The sequence below is a fragment of the Paraburkholderia lycopersici genome (assembly GCF_900096975.1).
Classification (GTDB): Bacteria; Pseudomonadota; Gammaproteobacteria; order Burkholderiales; family Burkholderiaceae; genus Paraburkholderia; species Paraburkholderia lycopersici.
In genome coordinates this window covers 1-24,337 of sequence record NZ_FMYQ01000039.1, presented here as the reverse complement: position 1 = coordinate 24,337, position 24,337 = coordinate 1, and the positions used below count along the sequence as shown (strand labels likewise).

Genomic DNA, 24,337 nt, shown 5'->3' with positions numbered 1-24,337 from the left:
GTGCTCGTCACTGCCCGGCATGTTGGATTATGCGCGGCTGGCCCGATCCGCACGGCCAGAGCACTTGTGTGCTTGTTACGGCATATGGGGGCGCCGACACCGTGGCGCATTCCGTCAACTTGCCCGTCCGCGAGATCTCGTGCCGATGAAGGGCGTCAGCGACGTTCTGTGCGTCGCGCTCGACGGCTGCACGCACCTCAGGTGAAAATCCCTGTTGTTCGATCAGCGTTTGCGCGCGCGCCGAGTCACCGCTCGATGCGAAGTACAGTGCGACGTTTGCGGCGATCTTTGGGTCATGCGAGTCGAGTTCAATTGCTTTCAGGAGCGGTACTCGCGCGCCCTCCGCGTTGCCCTCGCGAAGCAGTGCATAGCCAAGATCGGACAGCGTGAGTGCGTCCGTCGGCGCAAGCCGCGACGCTTCGCCCAGTTCCCTCGCCGCCCCGGGGAAATCATTCGCTGCACCCGCAAGCAGTCCAAGCCCACGATGGGCACGCGCCGCGAGTCGAGTCGCAAGAAGCTGGGAATAGGTTGCTGCGCTGGCGGTGCGCTGGCCCGTAGCGCGAAGCGCGTCGGCACGCAGCAGAATAGACTCGGGACTCACACCGTACTCGTGCTCATAGGCGTCGATGTGTGCGAGCGAAGCGTAATAAAGGCCATCGCCCTGCATGCGCTCGATGAGGCTCAGATATATGCCTGGCATATCCGGTGCAGGATCACGAATTGCCTCTCGCACCTGGATTTCGGTCCGCGCGTGCGCTCCCATGGCATAGCCCTGCTCCTTCGACGCGCAAGCGCCGAACACTCCGAGCACCGCAACCACGAGCATTCGGCCCAAGACTGACACTTGCCGCGTGATGAAGTCGCTCATAATGCCCCCCCGTATCCCCTGTTCATGCCGGGTTCGTGATGAAGCGACAAAAGCGAATGCATCACCGCAATCATACCTGGCCCCGCCGTGACGATCAGCAGCGCTGGCAGCAGCGTAACGATCATCACACCGGTCATCTTGACGGTGAGCCGACCAATGTGTTCTCGCAGCGCTGCCCGACGCACTTCGCGCAGACGCTCACCGAACTGCTTGAGCGGCTCCTGGACCGCACCGCCGTGTCGGTCGACCTGAACGAGCAGACGGATCACAGTACGTAGATCTTCGTTATCGAATATTGATGCCATGCGCTGCAGTGACTGCTCTCGCGTACGGCCCGCAACGAATTGCTGCTGCGCAATCTCCATCTCGCCCGCGAGTACCGGCAGCACGCGTCGAAATTCGTTGATCATGACCTGCAGGCTCTGATCGAGAGAGAGACCAACGCCCTGTAAAAGACGCAGCAAATCGACGAGCATCGGCAACTCACTCGCGACGGCCTCGATCCTCCCTCTTGCTTTTCGGCGCAAGCAGATTTTCGGCACCATGAAGCCGGCAAGCGCGCCGCCGCAGACATATGCCGCCCCATAGCGGCCCGAACCATGCGCGACGACCAACCAGGCGAAAACGACGCTAAACGCAATCGCACAACCGAGCCGAGCCATCAGGAAAAAACCGCGCGCACGTGAGCCGACAAAGCCGCACTGGTCGATGACCCGGCGATCCTCGTCGGCAACAATGAGGCGCCCTGCAGACGTATCAAGCCAGCGCGCACCCGTTGCGGCGAGCGCGTCGACGAAGCCCGGGAATCCCGTCGCGCGCTCTGCGGAATCGTTGGATGCGACCGCCGTACTGCCCTTCGCAGGTGTTGCCGGCGGCGCACCCACAGCATCACGAGCGCCAGCTGCGGGAGGTGTGCGAGGCGCTCCGAAACGAGCCTTGAGCGTACGCTCGGTGCGACGCGCCGCGACGATGTGCATGCAGGCAAGCACCGCGAACAACGTGAAGCCAAGCGCAGCCAGCAACAGTGCGAGCACCGCAATGCGTTCTGCGTTCATAACGCGCCCCTCAAGCACGTGAGTCTGTACAGTAGATACGCACCGACTGTGTGTAAAGTGAACGCGCAGTAAAGGAGATGACGCCCGCGGTCATCACCCCACATCGACGCGATATACCGCGGATTCGTGATCGCGAGAAAAGTGGCGATTCCGACCGGCAGCGCGGCGAGCACTGTGGCCGAAAGGCGCGTCTCCGCTGACAACGCCACGAGTTCGCGCTGAGCCTGCTCAAGGTCGCGCATGAAAGACGCCATGCGCTCAAGCATCACGTCAGCACGTCCGCCGAAGCGCACCGAAAGCCGTAGCACCGCGCCCACAACCTCAAGTTCCCGGGCGTGATGGATCTGAGCGACATGCTGCATGGCACGGTCAATCTCTACGCCAGTGCGCAGCATCGACGATACGTGATCCAAACATTCCCGCAGCGGAGTTTCGGTGCTTTGCAACGCTCCCTGGAACGCGGAAGGCACGCTGTTGCCGATGACGACGAGACGGACAATACCATCGAGAAAGGCTGGCAACTGAGCGATGAGCTTTGCGCGGCGCCGCTTTATACGCGATGTCACCACGAGCGCCACCAGCGCGCCTGACATAACAAACACCGCGCCCATCGCTGCCGCACCGCCTGCGAACCATGCCCACAGGCACCCCGCGAGCATCGCGAAGCCGATGGGCGCAGCGGAAGTTCGCACGTTGGAAATCCCTGCCCGGGTCATTGCTTGATCGAAGAACGTGGATACGCGCGTCTGCCAACCCCCTGAGGCAGTTGAACCGCGGCTGCCTGTCTGCGTTGCGACCGCGCTCTTCCCCTGTCCAACCGCGCCAGTTGCGGATGCTCCCAGGCCATTGCCCACTCCCGCCATCCGCCGCTCGACGTAACGCGTCGCTTGCGCGCGCGCCGCAAGCGCCTGCGCGCTTTTCAAGAGCACGAGTCCCGCTGCAGCGAATAGCAGCGCAAACGCAAGCAACATCGCACTAGACATAGAGCCCCCCATCGCGGCTGCCACCCATTCCAAAACCTGACGATGCGCTGATCGACTGGCGGAACCGCGCGAGCTTCGGAGAGTGCGGATGAATACCCAAGGTATCCCAACGGTCAAGCTCCTCGCCCTCCGGCGTCGTGACCGGCTCGTAGCGATATAGCTCCTGGGTCGAGATGATGTCGTCGGAAAGTCCAGTCACTTCGGTAACCGAAAGAATTCTCCGCCGTCCATTCGAGAGTCGCCCGATCTGCACGATGAAATCGATAGCGTTCGCGATCTGGCGACGCAGGCTCGATTCCGTGCCCTGAAACCCGGCGAACCCGGCAAGCATTTCAAGCCGATAAAGGCATTCGCGCGGCGAACTGGCGTGAACAGTGGCCATGGAGCCATCGTGGCCAGTGTTCATCGCCTGTAACATCTCCAGCACCTCGCCGCCGCGCACTTCGCCTACGATAATGCGATCCGGACGCATCCGTAGCGTGTTTCGCATCAGGTCGCGGATAGTAACGGTGCCGGCTCCGTCGAAACCTCCCGGGCGGCTCTCGAGGCGCACCACGTGAGGATGATTCAGCGAAAGCTCGGCGGTGTCCTCGATCGTCACCACGCGCTCCGCTTCTGCGATGTGGAAAGCAAGCGCGTTAAGCAGCGATGTCTTGCCGGAACTCGTACCGCCTGAGATCAGAATATTGCAGCGCACCGTTACTGCCGCCTCCAGGAGGCTACCGATCTCCGGGATAAATGTGCCGTTACTGAGCAGCTCATCAGGACGCAGGGGATCCTTGCGAAACTTGCGGATCGAGACGATGGGACCCTCGAGCGAAAGCGGCTCTATGATGACGTTGATCCGCCCACCATTCGGCAAGCGCGCGTCCACCATCGGGTTCGACTCATCGAGCCGACGACCGATCGGCGCGAGGATGCGCCGCACAATACGCAGCAGATGTGCATTGTCTGAGAAACGCACCGGAATCTTCGAAAGCCTTCCGTGACGCGACACATACACGTCTCTATAGCCGTTGACAAGGATATCTTCGACGCCGGGATCGCTCAGCAGGTCCTCGATCGGTCCGTAGCCAGCGAGCTCCTTCGTCAACGCCTCAGCGATCGTGCGAACCTCACTCTCGTTGAGTGGAATGCGGCGAAGCCGCGCGAAACTGTCCATTTCCAGAGCGACGAACTCGTTAATCGCCTGGCGCGACCAACGTCCGAACTCGGCTGCCAGCTCCTCGATGCGCGTAAGCAGATGCTCATGCGCTGCGGCCTTGACGTCATGGAACTCCTGGCTCTGTGCGAACAAGGGAGCGTCGTCCGCAAATTCGATGTTATCCGCCATGTTCTACGATCGCTTCAGTGAGTTTGAGAGAAAGCGCCAGAATGCCTCACGCTTCTTGGGCGAGTGAGGCTGTACGCTATCGAGTTGCGCGCGAAGCGCCTCGAGCGCGCGCACATACGGGTCGCGCGGCGCGGCATTGACGACCAGTTCGCCCCGGTTTGCGGCCTGACACAGCGCTACATGGCGGGCTGGCAACACAGCCGTGAGTTCGATTCCAAGCTGTGTAGCCACATTCGCCGCCGTCAAATCGAGCTCTGCCTCATACCGATTCAACACGAGCCGCATGTTGGCCGAATCCACCCCAACGTCGCGCAGCACTTCGAGTTGGCGCGCGGCGGAAACAATCGACGCAACGCTCTGATCACAGATCATCCAGACGTTGTCGGCAGCCTGGGCGACCTGTGCAATAAAGTCGGTGTTGGTGAAACCGCCGAGATCCACGATCTGGTGGTCGAAGAATGCACGTAGCCGGGTGAGCAGCGCGACCGCCGACTGAGACGAAATCTCGCGCAACGCACCAAGCTCGGTGGGCAACGTAATGAGTGCGAGCCCACTCGTGTGATGTGCGAACGCCGTGTGCACGAATGTCTCATCGACGCGGTGCAGATTCCGCACCGCGTCGACGAAACTAAAATCGTCGCCCGCGCTCAAGAGCACCGCGCCTTCGCCCGCCGGCAATCCAAGATCAAGCAGCGCCGTATGCCGGCCGTGCGCACGTCCGTCATTTGCAAAAAGCACGCCAAGGTTCGCCGCAAGCGTCGTCACGCCCACTCCTATGCGTGCGCCTAGCAGTACTGTGAGGCGCCCGTGACGGCTCGGTGGCTGAGCGCGACTACCAAGAACTTCACGCACAATGCGCAACGCGTCGCCAGCATCGCCAGCGACATCGACGAATTCGCATGCACCGGAACGCAACGCTGCCAGAGCGCATTGCGGCTCAGAGAGCCGACCGAGCGCGATGACCTGCAGACCAGGAAACGCCGCACGGGCGGCGGAGGTCACGGCGCTCGCTGCCACGCCTCGCCCCTCGGAGAAATCGACGAAAAGGAGCGTCGGTCTGCTTTCCGCGATTCGCTGGGTCACACGCGACGCATCGAGCGCGACCACCTCGACCGTTGCGCTCGCACCAATCGTCTCCACGATCCAGCGAACATTTATCTCGCTTGTGGAGGCAAGCACGAAAAAGTCCGTTGCCGTATCGTCTGTATGGTAAGTTTGCAAAAGTGCACTCTGGTTCATCAATGCCTATGTAGCCCCTGCTGACTCCGCATCAGCAAGACTCGCGCAATCACTGCGAAAATCCTGGCACCGGATCGCGCGACGCCATGCCGCCCAACAACGCTCCCCACACAGGGCCGTTGTGCTGCTCAGCCTGCTCACCTGGTGTCGCGGGCAGCGTCGCACCCCGTGCAAGCGGTGACACCAAATGAGGCGTCACAATGATCATTAACTCCTTGTCGATCTGCTGATAGTTCAATTGCTTGAAGAACGTGCCAATAACGGGCAGGTCGCCGAGCAGGGGCACTTTGTTCACATTGGATGACGTCTCGCGATCGATCAGGCCGCCAATCACAAAGCTCTCTCCATCGCCGAGTTCAATCGTAGTCTCCGTGCGCCGCGTCGTGATTGCGGGCAGCGACACTCCGCTCACTGTCACGGCATTCGTAAAGTCGAGCTGGCTCGCTTCCGGCGCGACCCTAAGTGCGATGCGCTGCGGCGACAGGACAGTGGGAGTGAGCGTGAGGCCGATGCCATACGGCTTGTACTCAATCGACGTTGCGCCTAGTGCCTGAGGCACCGGCACCGGAATTTCGCCACCCGCGAGAAAGCTGGCGTTCTGTCCGGAGAGCGCGACGAGAGTAGGCTCTGCGAGTACGCGTGCCAGATTGTTCGTCTCCAGCAGGCTTAGATCGGCTGCCAAGCCGTGCATGGATGATGCAAACACGAGATTGAATGCAGTGGAAATCGGCGTAACGGCTGAGAGCGCATTGTTCGCCGACGTGTTATTCATGCCTGTCGAGAGCGACGAGGGCCCAAACGAGCCGAAGGAAAAGCCAGAGCTCTGTCGAAAGAAATTGAAGCCGATCTGTTTTATCGCTGCCCTGCCAAACTCTACGACACGCACGTCCACCTGGACAATCGCCCGCGTCGCTATGCTTGACGTGTCGAGTATGCTTGCATCCTTTGCATCTTTACCGATCGACTCTTGCGCCACCGCAACAGCTCGCTGATGCTGCTCCATTGTTGCAGCAGTACCGCTAATGATCGCGATGCCGTCCAGCACTTTCACCGATGGCGTGTCGTGACCGAGCAGTTCGCGCGCTGCTTTCGTCGCCACGTTAACCGTGATCGTGTGCGCAGCGCCCCTACCTTCCCACAGCATCACGTTCGTCGTCCCAGCAGCCTTGCCGATCAGCAGCACGCCACCCTGCTGGGTGTCGCGAACAATCATTACGTCCGCGACTGAGGGATCGCCTACCGCGACGCGCTTCAGGACGGCAGTCGTGGGCAGCGTGCGCTGTTCGCCCACGGCAAGATCGACGGACTGCAACAAGCCCTGCGCCGCGCCCTTCAAGGACGGGGGCGCAGCGCGCGCCGGCAGCACCGCAAGCGTGAAATATCCTGCACACAGCCCCGCGGAAAGAACCGCAGCGGTTATTTTCATTGTGGTCATTTAATTTTCTTCACCCCGTACTTGCAGCGCGGATACTGCGCTTCAGCGGACAACCGTCTCGACCCGCCCCCCGCGGATCACTTCGATTCTGCCCGCGCCAGCCAACGCAGCGCCCCGATATTCCCTTCGTGTCACGGTCGCGCTCGGCGCTCTTGCTCCGGCGAATTGCTCAAGCGCCACGCCTTGGGCCGCTCGCGTCGACGCCTGCGGCGTGTCGCGAGAGATCTTGATCAAGCCCGGATAAGGACCGAACGCTGACGGATCGATGACGTCGTTATCAGTCGGATTGCGTAGCGCCAAAGTCAGTTGTCCTTGGCTCTGTGCGAGCTCCAGCGCATCAATTTCCGTAACTGGCACCGCGAGTACTGTGGTACGTGGCACCGTGTTCTGGGTGTTAAAGCCGCTCATGCGTTGCGCATTGCCACCCAATGGTGCGGCTTCGCCAGGATTGCCAAAGACCAGTACGCGTGCCTTCGATATCAGCAACCTGGTTTGTGTGTTACCCACTTCACCACCTCCTGCCGCTCCATCGCGACGTAGCGTAAAAAACACGTCGACAAAATTACCTGGCCGGATCTGATAACCCACCGCGCTGATCTCATCGATGCGAACCGCAACCGCGCGCTCGCCCGGAGCGATGCTGGCTGCAAGGCTCGATGAAAGATTCGGGGCGAGTATCGGTGAATTGGCGGCGATCTCCGAAATGGGCATGCGGCCTGCGATCAGCGCCGCATCGCTAAACGCCCCAGAGGGATGCGCCGACAGTGACTGCACGCGCAGCGCATCCTCGGGAATCGGCTGCCCGGCCGGCAGCGTACGCGCAGCGACGACGACCGGCATAAGCATCTGCGCATTGCCCGGCACTGGGTTTACGACTGCCGCAGGTGGCGGGCGTCGCGCGAGAATCCACGCGAATACCCCGAGCACCAGTGCCGCGGCAATGAAAAGTCCCGCGGTAACTTTGGTCAGGTTCGCCATATAGCATCCCCTTGATAGCCGTCAGCGATAGATATCGTTCACAAGCGCAAGACAACGGTCCACACTCGCGTACTGTCCGCCCAAGCCGTAGCTATCGGCATCGAGGACGGAATTTATCTGTTTCGCCACAAGCTGCCGGTTTCGATTCGAGTTGAACGGCACGGGCATAAGAACGATGCGCGTACCCATCATAGAAGACTCACAGGATCTATCTCCACGGTTGCCTTACTGGCAAGCGACTGAGGAACGGCAAAGTCCAGAAGCGGCAGCAACGGCACGAGCGGATGAGATGCATAGTCATACCTGAGCGTGACCTCAATGCAATCCATCGACTGATTGTCCTCGCAGCCTGCGGGCGCCGTACTAATAGCATTTGTGCACGTCGGCGCAACAGGCAACCACACTGCAGCACTCGTTGCACGATTGCATGCTTGCTGCCCCCGCGCGACGAGCGCATCTCCCTCGCTGCTCGCATACTGCCAGACCAATGCAGATCGCGCGCCTTCTTCCGCCGCAGCAACAAGGCTTTGCTGCACTACGAAAACCATGCTGTACGCGACAATGGCGTACAGCAGAAAAAAGAACAGCGGGAAAACAACCACAAATTCGATCGCTGCACTGCCGCGCTGAAGCGCACTCCGTGCAATTCCTTTTGCACGACACCTCATCTCGCGCCCCCCCACCAAAACTGGCAAATGACCCATATGAGGGAAGAGACAGCAAGGCATGCAGCGTAGGGCGTACTCCGCATTCCCCCCGCAGAGACGAACTGCATTCCATGCAAGCGCGGACCGATATTGCGTTTACGCCAAACGATCAGCAGCGCAACTGCATGGACGCCGGCTGCAATATTTGCGGCGATCCACACTCCAAACAACGATGGAAGCCCACACCACGCACCGAGCACTGCAAACGCCTTTACATCGCCCGCACCCATTACGCCGAGCAAAAAGAACGGCATCAGCATTGCGCACCCCACTACGCACGCCCTCAGCGATTGAGACACATCAATACGGGCCGGCCCCGCATGCAGCAGCGCCGCGCCGAGCGCGGCGCCAAGGCCGAACAAGACAAGTCTGTTAGGTACGCGTCGCGAGCGACAATCGCCGACCGCAAGCGCTATCGCCCAAGCGCTGAACAGCAGGCAACAAAGTATATGGAGGGTCATTACTAATAGCGTACGCAGTAATCCAGGCGTACTCGCGTGGCAAACTGAACAATACTGCGGAGCCAGTGGCGTGTAGCGAGTACGCGGAGGCGATGATGTCAAACGGGGTTAATTTGTTATGTACCAGCAGGTTTGACAGAGGCAGAGATAGTGTTACCAATCTGCTGGAATGTGCTGTTCAGAGTGTCCCCCAACATTGTCGCTCCGGAAACGATTGCAATTGCAATAAGCCCAGCAATCAACCCATATTCGAGCGCAGTCACACCTTCTTCCGATTTGATGAATTTCTTGATGAGCGCATTCACTATCTTTCTCTCCATATTTTACGATCGTAGAAATTGGTCAAGTCTGTCAAACCCACGCCGTCATACAGCCGCAATTATCTGAACTTCAGGAAATATCCCGTTATCAATTCGCGATATCTCAGGTTTCTCGCAAATTACTGAGTGGCGTCGTCGCTGGCTTCTATACTGCCTCCAACCTCATATCCTCAGGTAACCAAAATGTTTCAGCAACGCAAAGAATACCCTCTGCATAATTACTTACGTTCCGTGCGAGTTGCGTTACACGAAGCAGAGTTCCTGCCGCACCTCATGCGCACTCCGCCGATAATCTATCTGCCAGGGAAGGTCTGAACAACACGCCTTCAGAGCACTGATGCTTGTCCACGCTGGGCATATCAGCCGTAGGCGTTTGCTCGCAGATTGTTCGTCTGGTTTTTCAAGCATGACGACCTTCGTTTGCCGAGACTCAAGACCCGAACTTCCGGGTATTTCAAGCTTTGATTAAGGCCCTGCGCGACATTTCAACCACGGCGCAACGCGCCTCATCTCATCGATATGCTCCCGCTTGCGCGTGCGTTTCGTTAAAAGATTGAGACCAAGACCGAGCTGTGTCATCGACAAACTCCTTTAACTCGCGTTCATCCGGAATAGGCCAACCAGGCTTCAATGCCAGGACTTTGGCGGACCTCCCCAGGAAAGATCACGCGCCAACTCGATACGTCGAGCGCGTCTCGATAAGTTCCTGAATCGGTGAAGCTCTGAATCGAAGCCCATAGGTGGCTTCCCCGTCTAAGCAGATATTCTCAATTCAATCTAAGGCCTACGTACATCTATTGGCATTCGGCGCGCTCGATCGAAGATAGGCCACAGTCGCGCCGAGACTTGCAAGCGTTCGAAAATGCTGGATCTATTCACGTTCAGGACGTTCGCGCTCTGATTGACTGGTTAGGACACTGCATGTGCTCGGTCTCGTAATGAATCGAATGCCATGGCTCCTGCATTGCGCTCCGGTAGGGCGCTTAGCTGTGAAAGATTGACTGTCCCGGAAGTGCGGTGGAACTCTGGCTCATCGCCTATCTGGCCGTCGGCTCCTACACTAGAAAGACATCCAAAAATCTCTACGCTAGCTTTCATTCGCCCTCATCGATCGGTTCGCTGCCTTAGTGGCACACACGCCGCTAATCAGAAGGTGTTGGCGCGCGCCGTCGCGGGTTTCTACTTCGTCGTCTGCAGTGCCGTCTCGTCTTGGAGCATTAATCTCTTCCATCGGCGTCCGGTCGATGCTTGTGGACCACCAGGCACCCGCAGAGGAAAAGCACCAAGGATTTGATGCAACTCAAAACGTTGACTCATTACAACCTTTTAAGTCGACCATGTCAAGCTGTGCAACGACTTTCCAGCAGGAGATAGATCGGCAGCCAGGTCTTCACGAAACATTCCATGAAGTCGCCGTTGGCGCCCGGCCAACGACATTCGGGTTACATGCGTACACAAGGATCAGACCGGCGCGTCGCGCGCAGGCAGCGACATCTTCAGCGTGGTGCCCTTGCCGGGTTCACTCTCGACATGGATATCGCCGCCGTGGCGCATCACGACCGTTTTCACGAATGCCATACCAAGCCCTACGCCGCCCACCTCGGGCCGCTCGCTCGCATGGAAGCGCCGGAACGGCTCGAACAGGTTCACCTGATCCTCGTGTGTTATGCCGTCGCCCTCGTCGCGGATCGAACAAATCACGCGCGGTGGCGTCGCTTCGTCCAGCGCAATGGCACAGACAATGCGCGTATCGGGGGGGCTATATTTAACGGCGTTGTTCAGCACATTCACCAGCGCGCGCATCATGAGCGAGCGGTTGGCGTTGATCCAGCCCATCTGGTCGCCTTCGAACGTCGTATCGATCTGGATGCGCTTCGCGTGCGCCTGCGGCCAGACTTCGTCGCTTGCGGCGATCGCGAGCTCCGCGAGGCTCGTGGATTCGAACGTATAGACCTGCGACTCAGCGCGCGCGAGCTGGACGAAGTCGTCAGCGAGCGTGAGCGAACGGCGCGCGTAGCGTTCGATGCGCTCCATTACGTCGCGCACCGGTTTCAAGTCCAGCGTGCCACGCTCGCGCTCCGTCTCCACGAGCGCAACGATCGAGGCCTGCGGCGAGCGCATGTCGTGCGATAGCAGGCGCAGCGCGTGCTCGCGCTGGCGCTCGGCATCGTGCAACTCCGTCACGTCGACGAGGCCTTCAATCCGTCCTGAGGCGGGGTCTATCCAGTACATGACAATGTCGGAGCGGGAACAGCGCTCAAGAATTTCGATCCGCGAAGCAAGATTCGACCCGGATTTCTCCGTGGGCGACGAGTGCAACAGGCGGTCGCGCCTCGGAACGTCCTGCTTGCTGCTTTTTGCACAATATCCCGGCGATGAAACACGCTCGAGCAGGCCAACCGTATACCGCCAGGCTTCACCGTTCGCAAGTTGTTCCATTTATTCACTCCTTGACGTTTCATTCAGCATCGACATCCTCGGGTTCGTCGCTATATGGTCACTCACTTCGGTTTGGCTGAAGGATTCGTCGGCGCCGGAGCACGAGTGACACGAACGCGATGGCTTTAACAATGCATTCAACAAGTGAGCAGAAGAACGCAATGGGCGACACGCTTAACTCCGTGTAAAGGGAAGGGAGGATCGCCAGCACACTGAGGCCACAAATAAGCGCGAAAATATTTTCGGCCCAACGCACCCGCAGTCCGGCCAGCAACGCCAGTAAGGTTCCGATGAGCTTCGCACACCATAACGCCACAAGTTCGCCTGTCCCCTGTGCAGAGGCACTCTCCGCAGGCAGTTCCATAAATGACCACATGACAACCAATGCGAGTCCGGGTATGCATAGCCAATCCGCGTGTGGCGATCGCGCGCACGATGTCCTTTCCCATTTCACGACGCTTCCCCTGTCCAGGATCGTTCAAAGCATGGAAGCCGAATATCGAATCAATTTTCCGACGTTCCACTTTGTCAATATCGCGATGACAAGGCATAAAGTAAGTTCTCTTGCATGGCGATCGGACACGCTGCCAAACGCTTCTACACGAGTGCCACGCGCACTATTATTTTTTGTGATCTCGGCCACATCGCTCTTCAGCACTGCATGGGGTAATTGTCCAGACCGGAACATAGGTAAATCAGAAGCGACAATCAAGTCATCGAACTGATCTGCTTCCGTGGGCGCGAGCCGGATACCAAATCTTGTCAAAAGGCCACTCAACTGCGGATGGCGTAGCCTACCAAGCTCCATCGTCAGCGCGACGTACGCCGCAGGAAGCTCAGCAAGACGCATGAGAAATGCAGGCGACGCCGTGTCTCGCTCATAGAGCAAGAGATCATCTTCAGCCGTCGTCGGTACGGCATTTCTACTCAGACCAATTGATTCGCGCGTCTCCTTGCGTCGCGTGCGCGCGAAATCCCCCCACCTTAGTTCAGGCAATACTCTTGCGGGGCGCCGCTCGATGAGTGTCCCGCCCAACCGAGCATCAAATCCGATCAACGTTTCGCCCATGCTTTCGATCGCGACGACTGCATCTTGGCCAAGCAGTGCTCCCATCACAATCGGATCTTCAATACTGTGAACCATCACGAACGGACGAGCATGATCGAGGCACGTGCTGTATGCAGGAACGTGCGTAGCGAGCGTAGACAGATAATCATCTATGCCCCCCGCACCGGGGTCACGAGATACGATCTCCACTGCTGCATCGAGCAGAGCAGCAATAGCGCCGGCGTCCAATAAGAAAACGCTCGATGCTCTGGTTTTGAACGAAGACGCAACGAATTTAACGTTGCTCCACGATGGCTCGACGTTATGGGTAAGTTCCCGGCAGACGAAGTCCTCGCGTGTCGCTATGAGCACGTGGCGACGCGAACTCGTGCACGCCGCGTCTATTGGACTCGATAGCATATCTAGCCGGTATCTGCGCGCAACAGGCTCGATAGAAATAACTGGCGAAGTATCGGTCATAAGAGGTAAGGAAGAGTCCGAAATGCGACGACCGATGGAGATAAATATCTCCGCAACTTCCGGATGAACAGGTTCTCACCTGAAAGCTTTCGGCGTCTATCAAGCGTCAGTACCAAGCCCGTCGCTCTATAGATAAAGCAATTCACGTACCAGCTTCGCAACCCGGTCTAACGATTGGCCTATCGACGGATAGTGAGACTGCTCGAATATCTTGATTTATTTGGTTTTCCCCTGTTCGATTCGTAATCTTGCACGCCGTCAACAAGTCGCGTTGACTTATCACTCGATGCGGAATTGAACGTGGTGTAACGTAACGTTCGATGAAACGTTGTGGAACGCGGCGATTTTCGGGTGGATGATCGGCTCTATTCGTATTCGGCAACCGACGCCGCGATCGAATCAAGATACACGACGGCGATGCGCTGGTTGAGATCGGCGTCGAGGCCAGCGAGCAACGGGATGTGATTCCCGAACAGGTACGCATCACCCAGCATCAACGCGTGAAATACGCATGTCCCTGCTGTGACCTCGGTATAAAGGTCACGCCGGCACCGGCGCGGATCATCCCGCGTGGGCCGCTCACAGAATCGGCGCTCGCGTGGATCACTACCGGCAAGTATCAGTACGGCATGCCGCTGTACCGGCAGGCGACGCTGTTGCGGCGCTTCGGGGCGACATCTCATCAGATACGCTGGCCGCAAGCGTTGTACGAGTCGGGTTGACCGTACCCCCAGTGATCAGCCTGATGCGCGATGTGCTGCTCGAGTCGAAACTCATCTACGGCAACGAGACAACCTTCCAGGTTCTGAAGGAGCCCGGACGACGACCGTAATCGAAGAGTTATCTGTGGGCGCAGGTCAACGGCCCGGAACCGCCCGTTCGAATGTTCTCGTATTCGCCGGGACGCGGTGCGCAGCACGCGCAGCGTCTCTATACGGGTGCGAAGCACGGCGCCGTGTTGATGACCGACGGCTACTAACTGTACAACGGCATCGCGCACGATCACCAACTCGTGCATCCCGGTTGCTGGGCGCACGTGCGTCGCGGCTTCATCAAGGCCGAAGACAACGTTCCAAAGGCGGCGCGCACACCGGACCTGCCGGCCACGCGGTTCGTCGCGCGGTTCGTCGTACTGTTCGGCAAGCTGTTTGCCGCCGAAGCACGCAGCGCAAAGTGGAAACCTGAATGTCGGCAGCGGTTGCGCGCTCGATACAGCGCCCACGTCTTGCTGTCATCGAACGCATGATGGTCGAGCATCCGCAGATCGTCGTACCGTCGAGTCTACTGGGCAAGGCGCTGCAATACATGCGCGGGCAGTGGCACAAACTGGTCCGCTACGTCGGGAACGGAAACTGGCCCATATCCAACGAGCTCTGCGAAAACGCGATCAGGCCATTCGTTGTGGACCGCAAAGGCTGGCTGTTCGCAGATACCGTTGCCAGTACACAGGCCAGCGCCAATCTTTACTCGCTCGTCGAAACCTGCAAGGCGAATAGCATCGATCCATACCGCTATCTCGTCTGGCTGCTCGCGAAGTTGCCGCTTGCTGCAACCGCTGACGACCACGCCACACTCATGCCGTGGCTCATGCCTGCACCGCGAACACCCTGAATCCGGGAGGCGTCCCTCACTGATCGCTTACCCTCAATCCGCCGTTGCACGCGGTGGTGTTCTGCGTGGACGAGAAAACGGCCATTCAGGCGCTGGATCGCAAGGACCGGATGTTGCCGCTGTCGCCCGGGCGCGCGCGGAGTCATGGCTTCGAATACAAACGCAACGGAACCCTGAGCCTGTTCGGCGCATTGAATGGCGCCACCGGTGAAGTGCTGGGCAAAACCGCGCCGCGCCATACCAGCGCCCAGTTTGTTGCGCTCCTCACCGAGGTAGTATCGGCCCAGCCGCGCGGAAAGGAGATTCACGTAATCTGCGACAGCCGGTCCGGAATCGGCGCTAAGTTATCGGCGGTTTGCGCACTCGCCCATTTCCGATCGCGGTAGTCGCTGTATCCGCGCCGCAAAGACATTCATCCACTGGATCAGTAGCTCACGGTCTGCCTGATGCAGACGCCCCAATACCGACGAGAGTGCCAACGCCTGGTCGTCTTCCCTGTCCGAGGTCTCTGTGACTAGTTGCGCGATGTTGCATTGATATATCTCGGCGAGCGTGGCAAGACGGGCCACGGTGAGATTTGCCACGCCCCGTTCCATCCTCGAAATTGCTTCCTGCCCGACCCCCAAACGTTCGGCCACCTGTTCCTGGGTTAAGCCTACTATCGTTCGCCGGCGTGCGATAGCCTTTCCGATATTGAGAGCTGCAGTGCTCCGGTTTTTTTTCATGATGGACTCCTTCGACGAATACAACCTAAATAGTGGCAATACCACCTCTTGACATGAAGGACTTAACAGGTTGTAATGAACCATCGTTCCAGGTTGAATGATACTCCGACTCTCTGTGCGATCGCATAGGGCGATCGAAGGGCGTCTTTGTGTCCATGAGAACGGGCAGGATTCAGATAAATAGAACTTGCTGCGAGAAGGCAAAACGGCACCGCGCACAGTGAAGCAGAACTGGCCTTCCCCCGTTCTCCCGGACGGGTTCATTAGCCCGCAATGCACTGTTCGAACTGAACCGGGCCAAGAAAGTTCAGTGTTGAATGTCGGCGATGCAGGTTGTCAAAGGGATTGTCAAAGCGCTCGATGTAGTCGAACACGTCGGCCCGCGCCGCATCCCTCGTGCGATAGATGCTTCTGCTCACACGCCCGGTCTTCAGAGTGCTGAAGAAGCTGTCCATCGCGGTATTGTCCCAGCAGTCGCCACGACGGCTCATGCTGCAGGTAGTACCGTGCTGCGTGAGTAGAGCCTGTTGCATCAATCGGGCGACACGATTCACACCACAGATCTCGCCCGCCGCACGCAGGTCGTGGCAGAGGCGTGCGCTGCCGTAGGTCCTGTCGCTTGACTCGAAGCTTTCCCGGACCAGTCGCGTGAGGCGCACATTTTCCTGCGAACGCTTGCCCGTCGCCCGGCCGAGCCATTCGTGGAAGCCGCTATGCGAGACCCCGAGCAAGCGGCACAGGGCCCGCGTCGGCCAGGCACCACGCTGCCGTGCCATCCAGGCGTACTTCACTCCAGTCCTTAACTGGATGAAGGACGGTCAGATCGACGCGAATCTCCGGGCCTTATATCGAGCACTCAGGCCCGGCGGAATACTGGGTGTCGAGGAACATCGCGCGCGACCGGGGACAGCCCTGCAGCAAATGATCGACACCGGTTACGTAACGAAGGACTATGTGATCGAACATGCGAAAGCGGCTGGCTTCACACTGTCCGGACGGAGTGAAATCAACGCGGACACCCGAGATACCAAAGACTATCCGCACGGTGTCTGGTCGCTTCCGTCGACATACACGGGCGGCGACGTCGATAGGGCACGCTACGCGGCGATCGGCGAATCGGATCGTATGACGCTCAAGTTCGTCAAAGCGCAATAGCCTTGCGTACACAATGGAGAGGGAATGGTGGCCGGACCGCGGGACAGCGCGCGACCGGGCGACGCATCGTCCCGAGCCGATCCCACCAACCAGGTCGGCTATCGTTGGCCAGAAACGATCTGGGCTCGTGACCGTCAGCGCGGCACGCGCGGCAAGGACGCGCCGGATGGTCGCCAGGGACTGGTCAGCCACCGGGCTCGGGCTTTCCCGCCTCGGCAGGTGAAATCGTGGAACCCTGACACCCAGCTGCCTGCAAACGGCGGAAAGATAGGGCTTGCGGGATGGCGGCAGCACTCCCTGTAAGTGCCCGCACAATCAATAAACGGCCGGACCAACAGATATTTTCCCATCAATCCCTTTCTTCGCGATTCCTACAATACAGGCACAATTCCAATGGAGTAACATGAATAAGTTTGGCGCTTTCGTATTCCTTAATAATTTCGGAATGACGACATTCGCTCGAATGCCTAAAATCCCAGACAGATTTTCTGGCTCCGCGAACTCGCCGCGCTCAAACCCTTTCGAGCGCCGCCATCGCCCTTACGATGACGAGCAGCACGGAAAGGCTCACGCCGCTCGATGCGCTCAGTTCCGCAAGCAACTGCCCATAACGTTCCAGCGCGGCTTCGTGCTGCCCGCACCAGGCGTCCACGAGCGTTTCTGCGTCCGCAGTCTCCGTGACCTGCGATACATGCGCCAGCACGCTCGTCGTGAGCGCGCACTTGAGGCGCGCCACTTCCGCAAGCGCAGCCGCACGCGCCATGGTGTCCCAGTGCGTTGGCGTCGGCAACTTCGCCGCGCGCTCGCCAATCCAGCCGTAATTGAGCCGCGTGCCCAGCGCTAAGTACACCGTCGCAACGCGCTCCAGCGGACAATCGCACGCGGCCGCTACATCGGCGATGTCGAGCAGGGCAACCGAAATGTCGCCGCTCGCCACGCGCACCGCAAGTGCGCTTTCCACGCCCGAGTTCACGAGTTCGCCCTGACAAGCGGAAAGCGATTCCAGATCCGTTTGAGACAACAGCGCCGGCAATTGCGGTGCGAGACGCTGCACGGCGTCGCGGCAACGCGCGAGCAGCGAACTCACGCCGTGGTCGTCCACCGCGCCCGACTGCAGGTGCCGCAGGAACCATAGCGCCGCGCGTTCGAGCAGCCTTGCAATATCGACGAACATGCGCGCCTGTATGTCGTCGGGTACGCGATTGTCGAGTGCGTCGATGGCACGCCAGATGTCGTCGAGGTCGAACACGTCGCGCGCCATCATGCAGGCGCGCACGATCTCACCCGGTTGCGCATCGGTTTCCTCCATCAAACGATGCACGAATGCGCAGCCCACGCGGTTCACAAGCGCATTAGTCAAATGGGTCGCCAGAATCTCGCGACGCAACGGGTGCCGGCGCATCGGCTCCTTGAAGCGTTGCTGCAGCGGTTGCGGAAAATAGTCGATCAGGAAATCCGCAACGATCGGGTCTTCGGGCAAGGCCGAATCGAGCAACGCATCGTAGAGCCACATCTTGCTATATGCGAGCAGCGCCGCGCGCTCCGGCGACGTGAGGCCGAGTTTCGCACTCTGGCGCACGGAGATTTCCTCGTCGGCCGGCAGGAATTCGATGTGGCGGTTGAGCCGTCCCGTGCGTTCCAGCCAGCGCATCAAGCGCGCTTCTGCGCCGAGCAGATCCACTGCGTAGCGGCCCGCTATCGAGAGCGCCTGGGTCTGGTAGTAGTTGTCGCTCAGCACCAGCAGTCCGACTTCGTCTGTCATTTCAGCGAGCAGGCTGTTGCGCTGCTTCGTCGTCATCTCGCCGTCGGCCACCACGAGGCCGAGCAAGATCTTGATATTCACTTCGTGATCCGAACAATCGACACCAGCTGAGTTGTCGATCGCGTCGGTATTGATGTGGCCACCGCGTTGCGCGAACTCGATGCGGCCGAGCTGCGTGACGCCCAGATTGCCGCCCTCGCCCACGACCTTGCAACGCAGGTCTGAGCCGTTCACGCGCACGGCGTCGTTGGCGCGGTCGCCGACCTGCGCGTTGGTCTCGTGCGCGGCTTTGACATAGGTGCCGATGCCGCCGTTGTAGAGCAGATCGACGGGCGCCTGCAGGATCGCGCGAATCAGCTCAGTCGGCGCGAGCGCCGCCGCTTCGATGCCGAGCGCCGTTTGCACCGCCGCGGAAAGAGGAATCGTCTTCACGGTACGCGCGAACACGCCGCCGCCGGCCGAAATCGCGGCAGCGTCGTAGTCGGCCCAACTGGAACGTTCGAGCGCGAATAGCCGCTTGCGCTCCGCGAGGCTCGCCGCCGCGTCGGGCGTGGGATCGAGAAAGATGTGGCGATGATCGAATGCCGCGACGAGCTTGATATGCGGCGAAAGCAGCATGCCGTTGCCGAACACGTCGCCAGACATGTCGCCGATGCCGACCACGGTGAAATCGGTTGCCTGCGTATCGACGCCCATTTCGCGAAAGTGCCGCTTGACCGATTCCCATGCGCCGCGCGCCGTGATCGCCATCTTCTTGTGATCGTAGCCTACCGAGCCGCCCGAGGCGAACGCGTCGTCGAGCCAGAAGCCGTATTCGGCAGAAATCGCGTTCGCATAGTCGGAAAACGTGGCCGTGCCCTTGTCGGCGGCCACGACGAGATAGGGGTCGTCAGAGTCATGGCGCACCACGTCCGGCGGCGGGACGACTGCGTTGTTCACGAGATTGTCGGTGAGATCGAGCAGGCCACGCAGGAAGGTCTGGTAGCACGCCACGCCTTCGCGCATCCATGCCTCGCGGTCGCTGGCCGGCGGCGGATTCTTCACGACAAAGCCGCCCTTCGATCCCACCGGCACGATTACGACGTTCTTCACCATCTGCGCCTTCATGAGCCCGAGCACTTCGGTCCGGAAGTCCTCGCGACGGTCCGACCAACGCAGGCCGCCGCGCGCGACGCGGCCGCCGCGCAAATGTACGCCCTCCACGCGCGGCGAGTAGACCCAGATCTCGAACATCGGCTTGGGCTCGGGCAAGCCAGGCACTTTCGACGGATCGAACTTGAACGAGAGCGCGGGCCGCTCTGCGCCATTGGCATCGCGGCGGAAATAGTTCGTGCGCACCGTCGCCTTGATTACGCCGAGGAATTGCCTGAGTATGCGGTCCTCGTCGAGGTTGGGCACCTCGTCCAGCGCGCTTTCAATGGCCTTGAGCATGAGCGCCGTGCGCTCTTCGCGTGCCTCGTTATCGCGCGGATCGAACCGGAGTGCGAAAAGCTCGACGAGTTGGCGTGCGATCACAGGATTGCCAGTCAGCGCACGCTCGATATAGGCGTCGCTGAACGTCGAACCCACCTGGCGCAGGTATTTGGCGTAGGCACGCAGGACCGTGACTTCGCGCGCGCTCAAATACGCGCGCAGCACGAGCCGGTTGAAGTCATCGTTTTCGATGCGTGCGTTCCAGACGCTTTCGAATGCGTCTTCGAAAAGTCCCTTGACGCGCTCGATATCGAATTCGGAGTCGTCGGCGAGTTCGAGCCCGAAATCGTGGACCCACGCGGGCGTGCGGGCGGGTGCTTCGATCACGTAGGGACGCTCTTCATCGACGCGCACGCCGAGATGCTCGAGCATGGGCAGACTGCGCGAGAGCGCGATGGCTTCGCCGGCGCAATAGACCTTGAAGCGGAACGTGCGCGGCCCCGCTTCGATGGGCCGGTATAGATTCATCGCGATACGCTGCGTTCCCTGCACGCGCTCTATCAACTCGATATCGCGTACGGCGGTGCGCGCCGCATAATCGTCGCGATAACCAGCCGGAAACGAATCGGCGTAGCGATGCAGCAGCCGCGTGCCCTGCTCTTCGCCGAATGCGTCGAGCAACGCGTCGGCCAGATCGTCTTGCCAGCGGCGCGTGACCTGCACGAGCCGCGCCTCCAGTTCACGGGTGTCGACATCGGGCATCGAGCCAGGCTCGGCATGCACGACGAAATGAATCCGCGCGATGGCCGACTCGGAAAGCAGCGGCGTGAATTCGACAGAAATGCCGTTGAAGGCCTCCACGAGCAGATTCGCGATGCGCCGGCGCAGATCGGTGTTGTACTTGTCGCGCGAGACGTACACGAGGCACGAGACGAAACGGCTGAAGCGGTCGCGCCGCACGAATAGCCGCGTGCGCTGATGTTCCTGCAAGCGCAGCACGCCTAGCGCGACATCGTAGAGTTCGACTTCACTGGCCTGGAGCAGTTCGTCGCGCGGATAGGTTTCAAGTATCGTCACCAGCGATTTGCCGAGATGCCCTTTCGGTAAAAAGCCCGCGCGGCGCACGATATTCGCGCATTTACGCCGCACGATCGGAATTTCGGCGGTGGACACCATATATGCCGTCGAGGTGTAAAGTCCGACGAAGCGGCGCTCGCCGCATACTTTGCCGTCCGCCCCGACGAGTTTCACGCCCACGTAGTCGAGGTAGGCTGGCCGGTGCACCGTGGCGCGCGAATTGGCCTTCGTGAGGAAAATAGGCCACGCGCCGCCAATGATGTCTTCGGCTGCGGGCGGCAATGGTGTGATGTCTGGCGTGTCGGGGGCGCGCAGCGCTTCGCGCAGAATGCCGAGGCCCGAGCCCTCTACGCCACGCAGCGCGTAACCTCCATCATGGGAAACCAGCGCGTAATCGCGCTGGCCGAGGAACGTGAAATGGTCGGCCACCATCCATTCGAGAAACGCGCGCGCCTCGATGTCCTCGGCGCTGGTTTCGCGCGCTTTCATGATTTTGATGGTGGTACGCGCGACGTCGAGTATCTTCGGCCAGTCTTCGACGGATGCCCGCACGTCGCCGAGCACCTTGGCAATGTCGCGACGCAATACCTCGAGTTTTGCTGCATCGCCGCAGCGGTCCACTTCAAAATGGATGAACGATGCGAGTTGCGATTTCCCGTCATCGGTACTGGCGCCCCCCTCGTCCATGCGCCCGATCGCACCATCCTTGCCTCGCCAGATGCGGAACACCGGATGCAATACGGAATGCAACGCGAGCCCGAGCCGGTTGACGGCCATGGAGACTGAATCGACGAGAAACGGCATGTCGTCGTTGACGATCTCGATGACCGTGTGGTCCGAGTGCCAGCCGTGCTGCTCGATGACAGGGTTGTAGACCAGCATGCGCTCGCTGCCCGCCACGAAGCGTTGCGCGGTGCGCCAATGGGCCATTGCAGCGCCGTAGAGGTCGGCGATGCTGCGGCTGCGCAGATCTTCTGCATCAGCGAAATCGTAGTAGTGCCGCAGGAAAATCTCGACGATCCGGAAGGTCGACTCAGGCAAGCGCGCCCGAGCGAATTCCACAACATCGGAGAGCAGATGGGCTACGAATTCCTCGTTTCTCGCTAGCATGACGGACTCCTCGACGGATAGCCATCGACTGCATCGGCGCTTCGGCCATTATGCACCGGCAAGGTGATCGAACGATGAATGCGTGCGCAGGACACGCCGCGATGCGCGGCGAGACCGTACATGCTCAAGCAAAAGCTACATATGTTGGCGCAGAACTTGCTCAGCGGGCATCATTTTCAATGAACGGGGAATTTGCATTGGCAGATGATTTGAACTGGGCCAGAAGCCAATCGCGCATCTTCTGGCTTGTCTCCGATCGAACGCCAGCCTGCGGGAAGACCACGTAATAGCCGAGAGACAGGGAAAGGGAGAAGTCGAACAAGCGTTGCAGCCTTCCCGCCGCAATATCGCTTGCGACGAGATGCTCGCTTGTGAGCGCAACACCGTGTCCTGCGATTGCAGCGTCGATGGCAAGCGACGATTGACTGAACCTCGGGCCTTTCAACATATCGATGCTCTGCGTGTCGCCCAGGGCGTTAAAAAATTCCGGCCACAGGTCGTGCGAATCGTGAAGCAGCACGTAATTTTTCAGCTCTGTTATCGTGCGGACCGGTACATTAGCCTTCAGGAACTGCGGACTGGCAACGGCGAATACGTCCAGCGGAAATAGCAGATCGCTCGCGAGACCCCTGGCAAAGGGGGGCTTGCCAAGCCGAACCGCGATATCCACGCCATCGGATCTGAAATTGCATAGCGCGGCATCCGCGATAATCCGGACATCGATTTCAGGATGTCTCTCGGCAAATTCCGCGAGCCTGGGTATCAGCCATTTCGAAGCAAATGACGGTGTCGTGCTGATCGTGAGCGAAGCCGAGCGCCGATTCAGCGCTTCCGTTGCATCGGCGAGAAGCGTAAGCGCTCGTTGAACAGCGACGAAGTATGTGTGTCCCTCTGCGGTGAGAGCGAGTCCCCGCGGCAGCCTGTCAAAAAGCGCCAGATTCAGGGCGTCCTCCAGGAGCCGCACCTGTTGTGCAACGGCACCCTGCGTCACGCCCAATTCTTCGGATGCAACGCGAAAATTGAGGTGTCTTGCGGATGCATCGAACGCCCTGAGGGCGTTGAGTGGCGGCAGGCGACGTGACTTCAATGAGTGCATTTGCCAGTTAGCCAGCAGAAAAATTATGGTCAGACAATAAAAAGCATCATTCGACTACGCGATCATAATGCCATACAGTTTCCGTGCAGAATCCATGAGGCGCTCGTACGGCGCGTTGAATCCATCTCCAGGAGAAAGCAAAAATGGCAGTAGAAAAAGTAGCGCTCGTCACGGCCGCCGGAAAAGGTATGGGCGCTGCCATCGCGCGCGAGCTGGCAGCTGGCGGCTACCGTCTGGCTCTGATGTCTCCCTCGGGCAGCGCGACCGGGCTGGCAAAAGAGCTTGGCGGACTTGGATTTGAGGGTTCGGTAACCGAGTCGGCCGATATCGACAGATTTGTTCGCGAAACGCTCGAAAAATACGGCCGTATCGACGCCGTGGTGAACAATACCGGGCATCCGCCAAAAGGAGACCTTCTCGCTATCGAAGACGAAAAATGGCACCTCGGGCTCGATCTCATTGTGCTCAACGTCGCTCGAGTGCTGCGACGCGTAACGCCGGCGTTTCTCGAACAAGGAGGCGGCGCGGTCGTGAATATTTCGAGCTTTGCCGCCGATGCGCCCGAGCAGGTCATGCCTGTCTCTTCGGCGCTTCGCGCTGCGTTGAGTTCGTTTACGCGCCTCTATGCCGAGCGCTACGCGAAAGACAATATTCGCATCAATTCCGTGCTGCCGGGCTTCATCGATAGTTGGCCCGAAACACCGGAGATCGTTGCCCGTATTCCTGTTGGCCGCTTCGGTAAAGCACAAGAGATTGCGAAGACGGTCGCGTTCCTGTTGTCGGACGCTGCGGGCTACATCACGGGGCAAAACATTCGGGTCGACGGCGGCATCGTGCGCGCCCTCTGACGCCGTACACGCTTTCCCCGGCTTTTGCATTTCCTGCGGCACAAACGTCAGAACCCCGGTTCTCTTTCGGAGAGACCGGGGTTCTGGACGTTACGGCATGAGGAGCCTGACGATTACCTACTTTCACACGGGCAATCCGCACTATCATCGGCGTGGAGTCGTTTCACGGTCCTGTTCGGGATGGGAAGGGGTGG

15 protein-coding genes, 1 rRNA gene and 7 pseudogenes are annotated in these 24,337 nt (G+C 59.5%); 4 read left to right on the top strand and 19 right to left on the bottom strand.

The window, feature by feature from the left end:
• Positions 1-7: 7 nt before the first annotated feature.
• The 12 genes and pseudogenes from BLU17_RS29120 to BLU17_RS32765 all read right to left on the bottom strand — a co-directional run bounded on the left by BLU17_RS29120 (position 8) and on the right by BLU17_RS32765 (position 13,115).
• Positions 8-868, bottom strand: a complete 861-nt coding sequence (locus BLU17_RS29120) for a tetratricopeptide repeat protein (protein ID WP_092005187.1) — start codon at positions 866-868, stop codon at positions 8-10.
• Positions 865-1,923 (bottom strand): type II secretion system F family protein, encoded by a 1,059-nt coding sequence (locus BLU17_RS29115; RefSeq protein ID WP_092005184.1) that lies wholly within the window; start codon positions 1,921-1,923, stop codon positions 865-867. Before BLU17_RS29115 ends, BLU17_RS29120 begins: the two co-directional genes overlap by 4 nt.
• Positions 1,920-2,906, bottom strand: coding sequence for a type II secretion system F family protein (locus BLU17_RS29110; RefSeq protein WP_092005181.1), 987 nt, complete (start codon positions 2,904-2,906; stop codon positions 1,920-1,922). The genes BLU17_RS29115 and BLU17_RS29110 overlap by 4 nt, the downstream gene beginning before the upstream one ends.
• The gene (locus tag BLU17_RS29105) at positions 2,899-4,239 is read right to left on the bottom strand and encodes a TadA family conjugal transfer-associated ATPase (RefSeq protein WP_092005178.1); all 1,341 of its coding nucleotides are present in this window, start codon (positions 4,237-4,239) and stop codon (positions 2,899-2,901) included. Before BLU17_RS29105 ends, BLU17_RS29110 begins: the two co-directional genes overlap by 8 nt.
• 3 nt (positions 4,240-4,242) lie before the next feature.
• Entirely contained in the window at positions 4,243-5,478 is a 1,236-nt protein-coding gene (locus BLU17_RS29100) for a P-loop NTPase family protein (RefSeq protein WP_092005175.1), read from the bottom strand.
• Positions 5,479-5,527: 49 nt separating this feature from the next.
• Entirely contained in the window at positions 5,528-6,904 is a 1,377-nt protein-coding gene (locus tag BLU17_RS29095) for a type II and III secretion system protein family protein (protein ID WP_092005275.1), read from the bottom strand.
• A 51-nt stretch (positions 6,905-6,955) separates the two neighbouring features.
• Positions 6,956-7,891 (bottom strand): Flp pilus assembly protein CpaB, encoded by a 936-nt coding sequence (gene cpaB, locus BLU17_RS29090; protein ID WP_092005172.1) that lies wholly within the window; start codon positions 7,889-7,891, stop codon positions 6,956-6,958.
• Between the two features lie 188 nt (positions 7,892-8,079).
• Positions 8,080-8,559 (bottom strand): TadE/TadG family type IV pilus assembly protein, encoded by a 480-nt coding sequence (locus tag BLU17_RS29085; RefSeq protein ID WP_092005169.1) that lies wholly within the window; start codon positions 8,557-8,559, stop codon positions 8,080-8,082.
• Positions 8,556-9,059, bottom strand: a complete 504-nt coding sequence (locus BLU17_RS29080; protein ID WP_092005166.1) for an A24 family peptidase — start codon at positions 9,057-9,059, stop codon at positions 8,556-8,558. Before BLU17_RS29080 ends, BLU17_RS29085 begins: the two co-directional genes overlap by 4 nt.
• 116 nt (positions 9,060-9,175) lie before the next feature.
• A complete protein-coding gene (locus BLU17_RS29075) occupies positions 9,176-9,364 on the bottom strand; it encodes a Flp family type IVb pilin (protein ID WP_176929226.1) in 189 nt (62 codons plus the stop codon).
• A 1,476-nt stretch (positions 9,365-10,840) separates the two neighbouring features.
• Positions 10,841-11,662, bottom strand: a pseudogene (locus BLU17_RS29070) (sensor histidine kinase); the annotation flags it as partial.
• Between the two features lie 634 nt (positions 11,663-12,296).
• Positions 12,297-13,115: a hypothetical protein gene (locus BLU17_RS32765; protein ID WP_143189371.1), complete on the bottom strand. Its 819-nt coding sequence runs from the start codon at positions 13,113-13,115 to the stop codon at positions 12,297-12,299.
• A 623-nt stretch (positions 13,116-13,738) separates the two neighbouring features.
• On the opposite strand from BLU17_RS32765, the pseudogene tnpC reads away from it, so the two are divergent.
• Positions 13,739-14,957, top strand: a pseudogene (tnpC, locus tag BLU17_RS29060) (IS66 family transposase); the annotation flags it as partial.
• 26 nt (positions 14,958-14,983) lie between these two features.
• A pseudogene (locus BLU17_RS29055) lies at positions 14,984-15,286 on the top strand (transposase); the annotation flags it as partial.
• A 15-nt stretch (positions 15,287-15,301) separates the two neighbouring features.
• Here the strand turns inward: BLU17_RS29055 and BLU17_RS29050 are convergent.
• The 3 genes and pseudogenes from BLU17_RS29050 to BLU17_RS34665 form a co-directional block, all read right to left on the bottom strand.
• Positions 15,302-15,682: a helix-turn-helix domain-containing protein gene (locus tag BLU17_RS29050; RefSeq protein WP_092005151.1), complete on the bottom strand. Its 381-nt coding sequence runs from the start codon at positions 15,680-15,682 to the stop codon at positions 15,302-15,304.
• Between the two features lie 263 nt (positions 15,683-15,945).
• A pseudogene (locus BLU17_RS34670) lies at positions 15,946-16,209 on the bottom strand (integrase core domain-containing protein); the annotation flags it as partial.
• Positions 16,210-16,215: 6 nt separating this feature from the next.
• Positions 16,216-16,458: pseudogene (locus tag BLU17_RS34665) on the bottom strand (IS3 family transposase); the annotation flags it as partial.
• A 25-nt stretch (positions 16,459-16,483) separates the two neighbouring features.
• On the opposite strand from BLU17_RS34665, the pseudogene BLU17_RS29040 reads away from it, so the two are divergent.
• A pseudogene (locus BLU17_RS29040) lies at positions 16,484-16,837 on the top strand (class I SAM-dependent methyltransferase); the annotation flags it as partial.
• Positions 16,838-17,068: 231 nt separating this feature from the next.
• Here BLU17_RS29040 and BLU17_RS34740 read toward each other — a convergent pair.
• The 3 genes and pseudogenes from BLU17_RS34740 to gcvA all read right to left on the bottom strand — a co-directional run.
• Positions 17,069-17,131 (bottom strand): annotated as a pseudogene (locus tag BLU17_RS34740) (CppA family protein); the annotation flags it as partial.
• 217 nt (positions 17,132-17,348) lie between these two features.
• Positions 17,349-22,199 (bottom strand): NAD-glutamate dehydrogenase, encoded by a 4,851-nt coding sequence (locus tag BLU17_RS29035; RefSeq protein WP_092005145.1) that lies wholly within the window; start codon positions 22,197-22,199, stop codon positions 17,349-17,351.
• 160 nt (positions 22,200-22,359) lie between these two features.
• On the bottom strand, positions 22,360-23,295 hold the full coding sequence (gene gcvA, locus BLU17_RS29030; protein ID WP_092005142.1) for a transcriptional regulator GcvA: 936 nt from the start codon (positions 23,293-23,295) through the stop codon (positions 22,360-22,362).
• Positions 23,296-23,438: 143 nt separating this feature from the next.
• Between gcvA and BLU17_RS29025 the strand changes: the two genes are divergently transcribed.
• Entirely contained in the window at positions 23,439-24,143 is a 705-nt protein-coding gene (locus tag BLU17_RS29025) for an SDR family oxidoreductase (protein WP_092005139.1), read from the top strand.
• 104 nt (positions 24,144-24,247) lie between these two features.
• On the opposite strand, the gene rrf is transcribed toward BLU17_RS29025, so the two are convergent.
• A 5S ribosomal RNA gene (gene rrf / locus BLU17_RS34660) occupies positions 24,248-24,337 on the bottom strand; the annotation flags it as partial.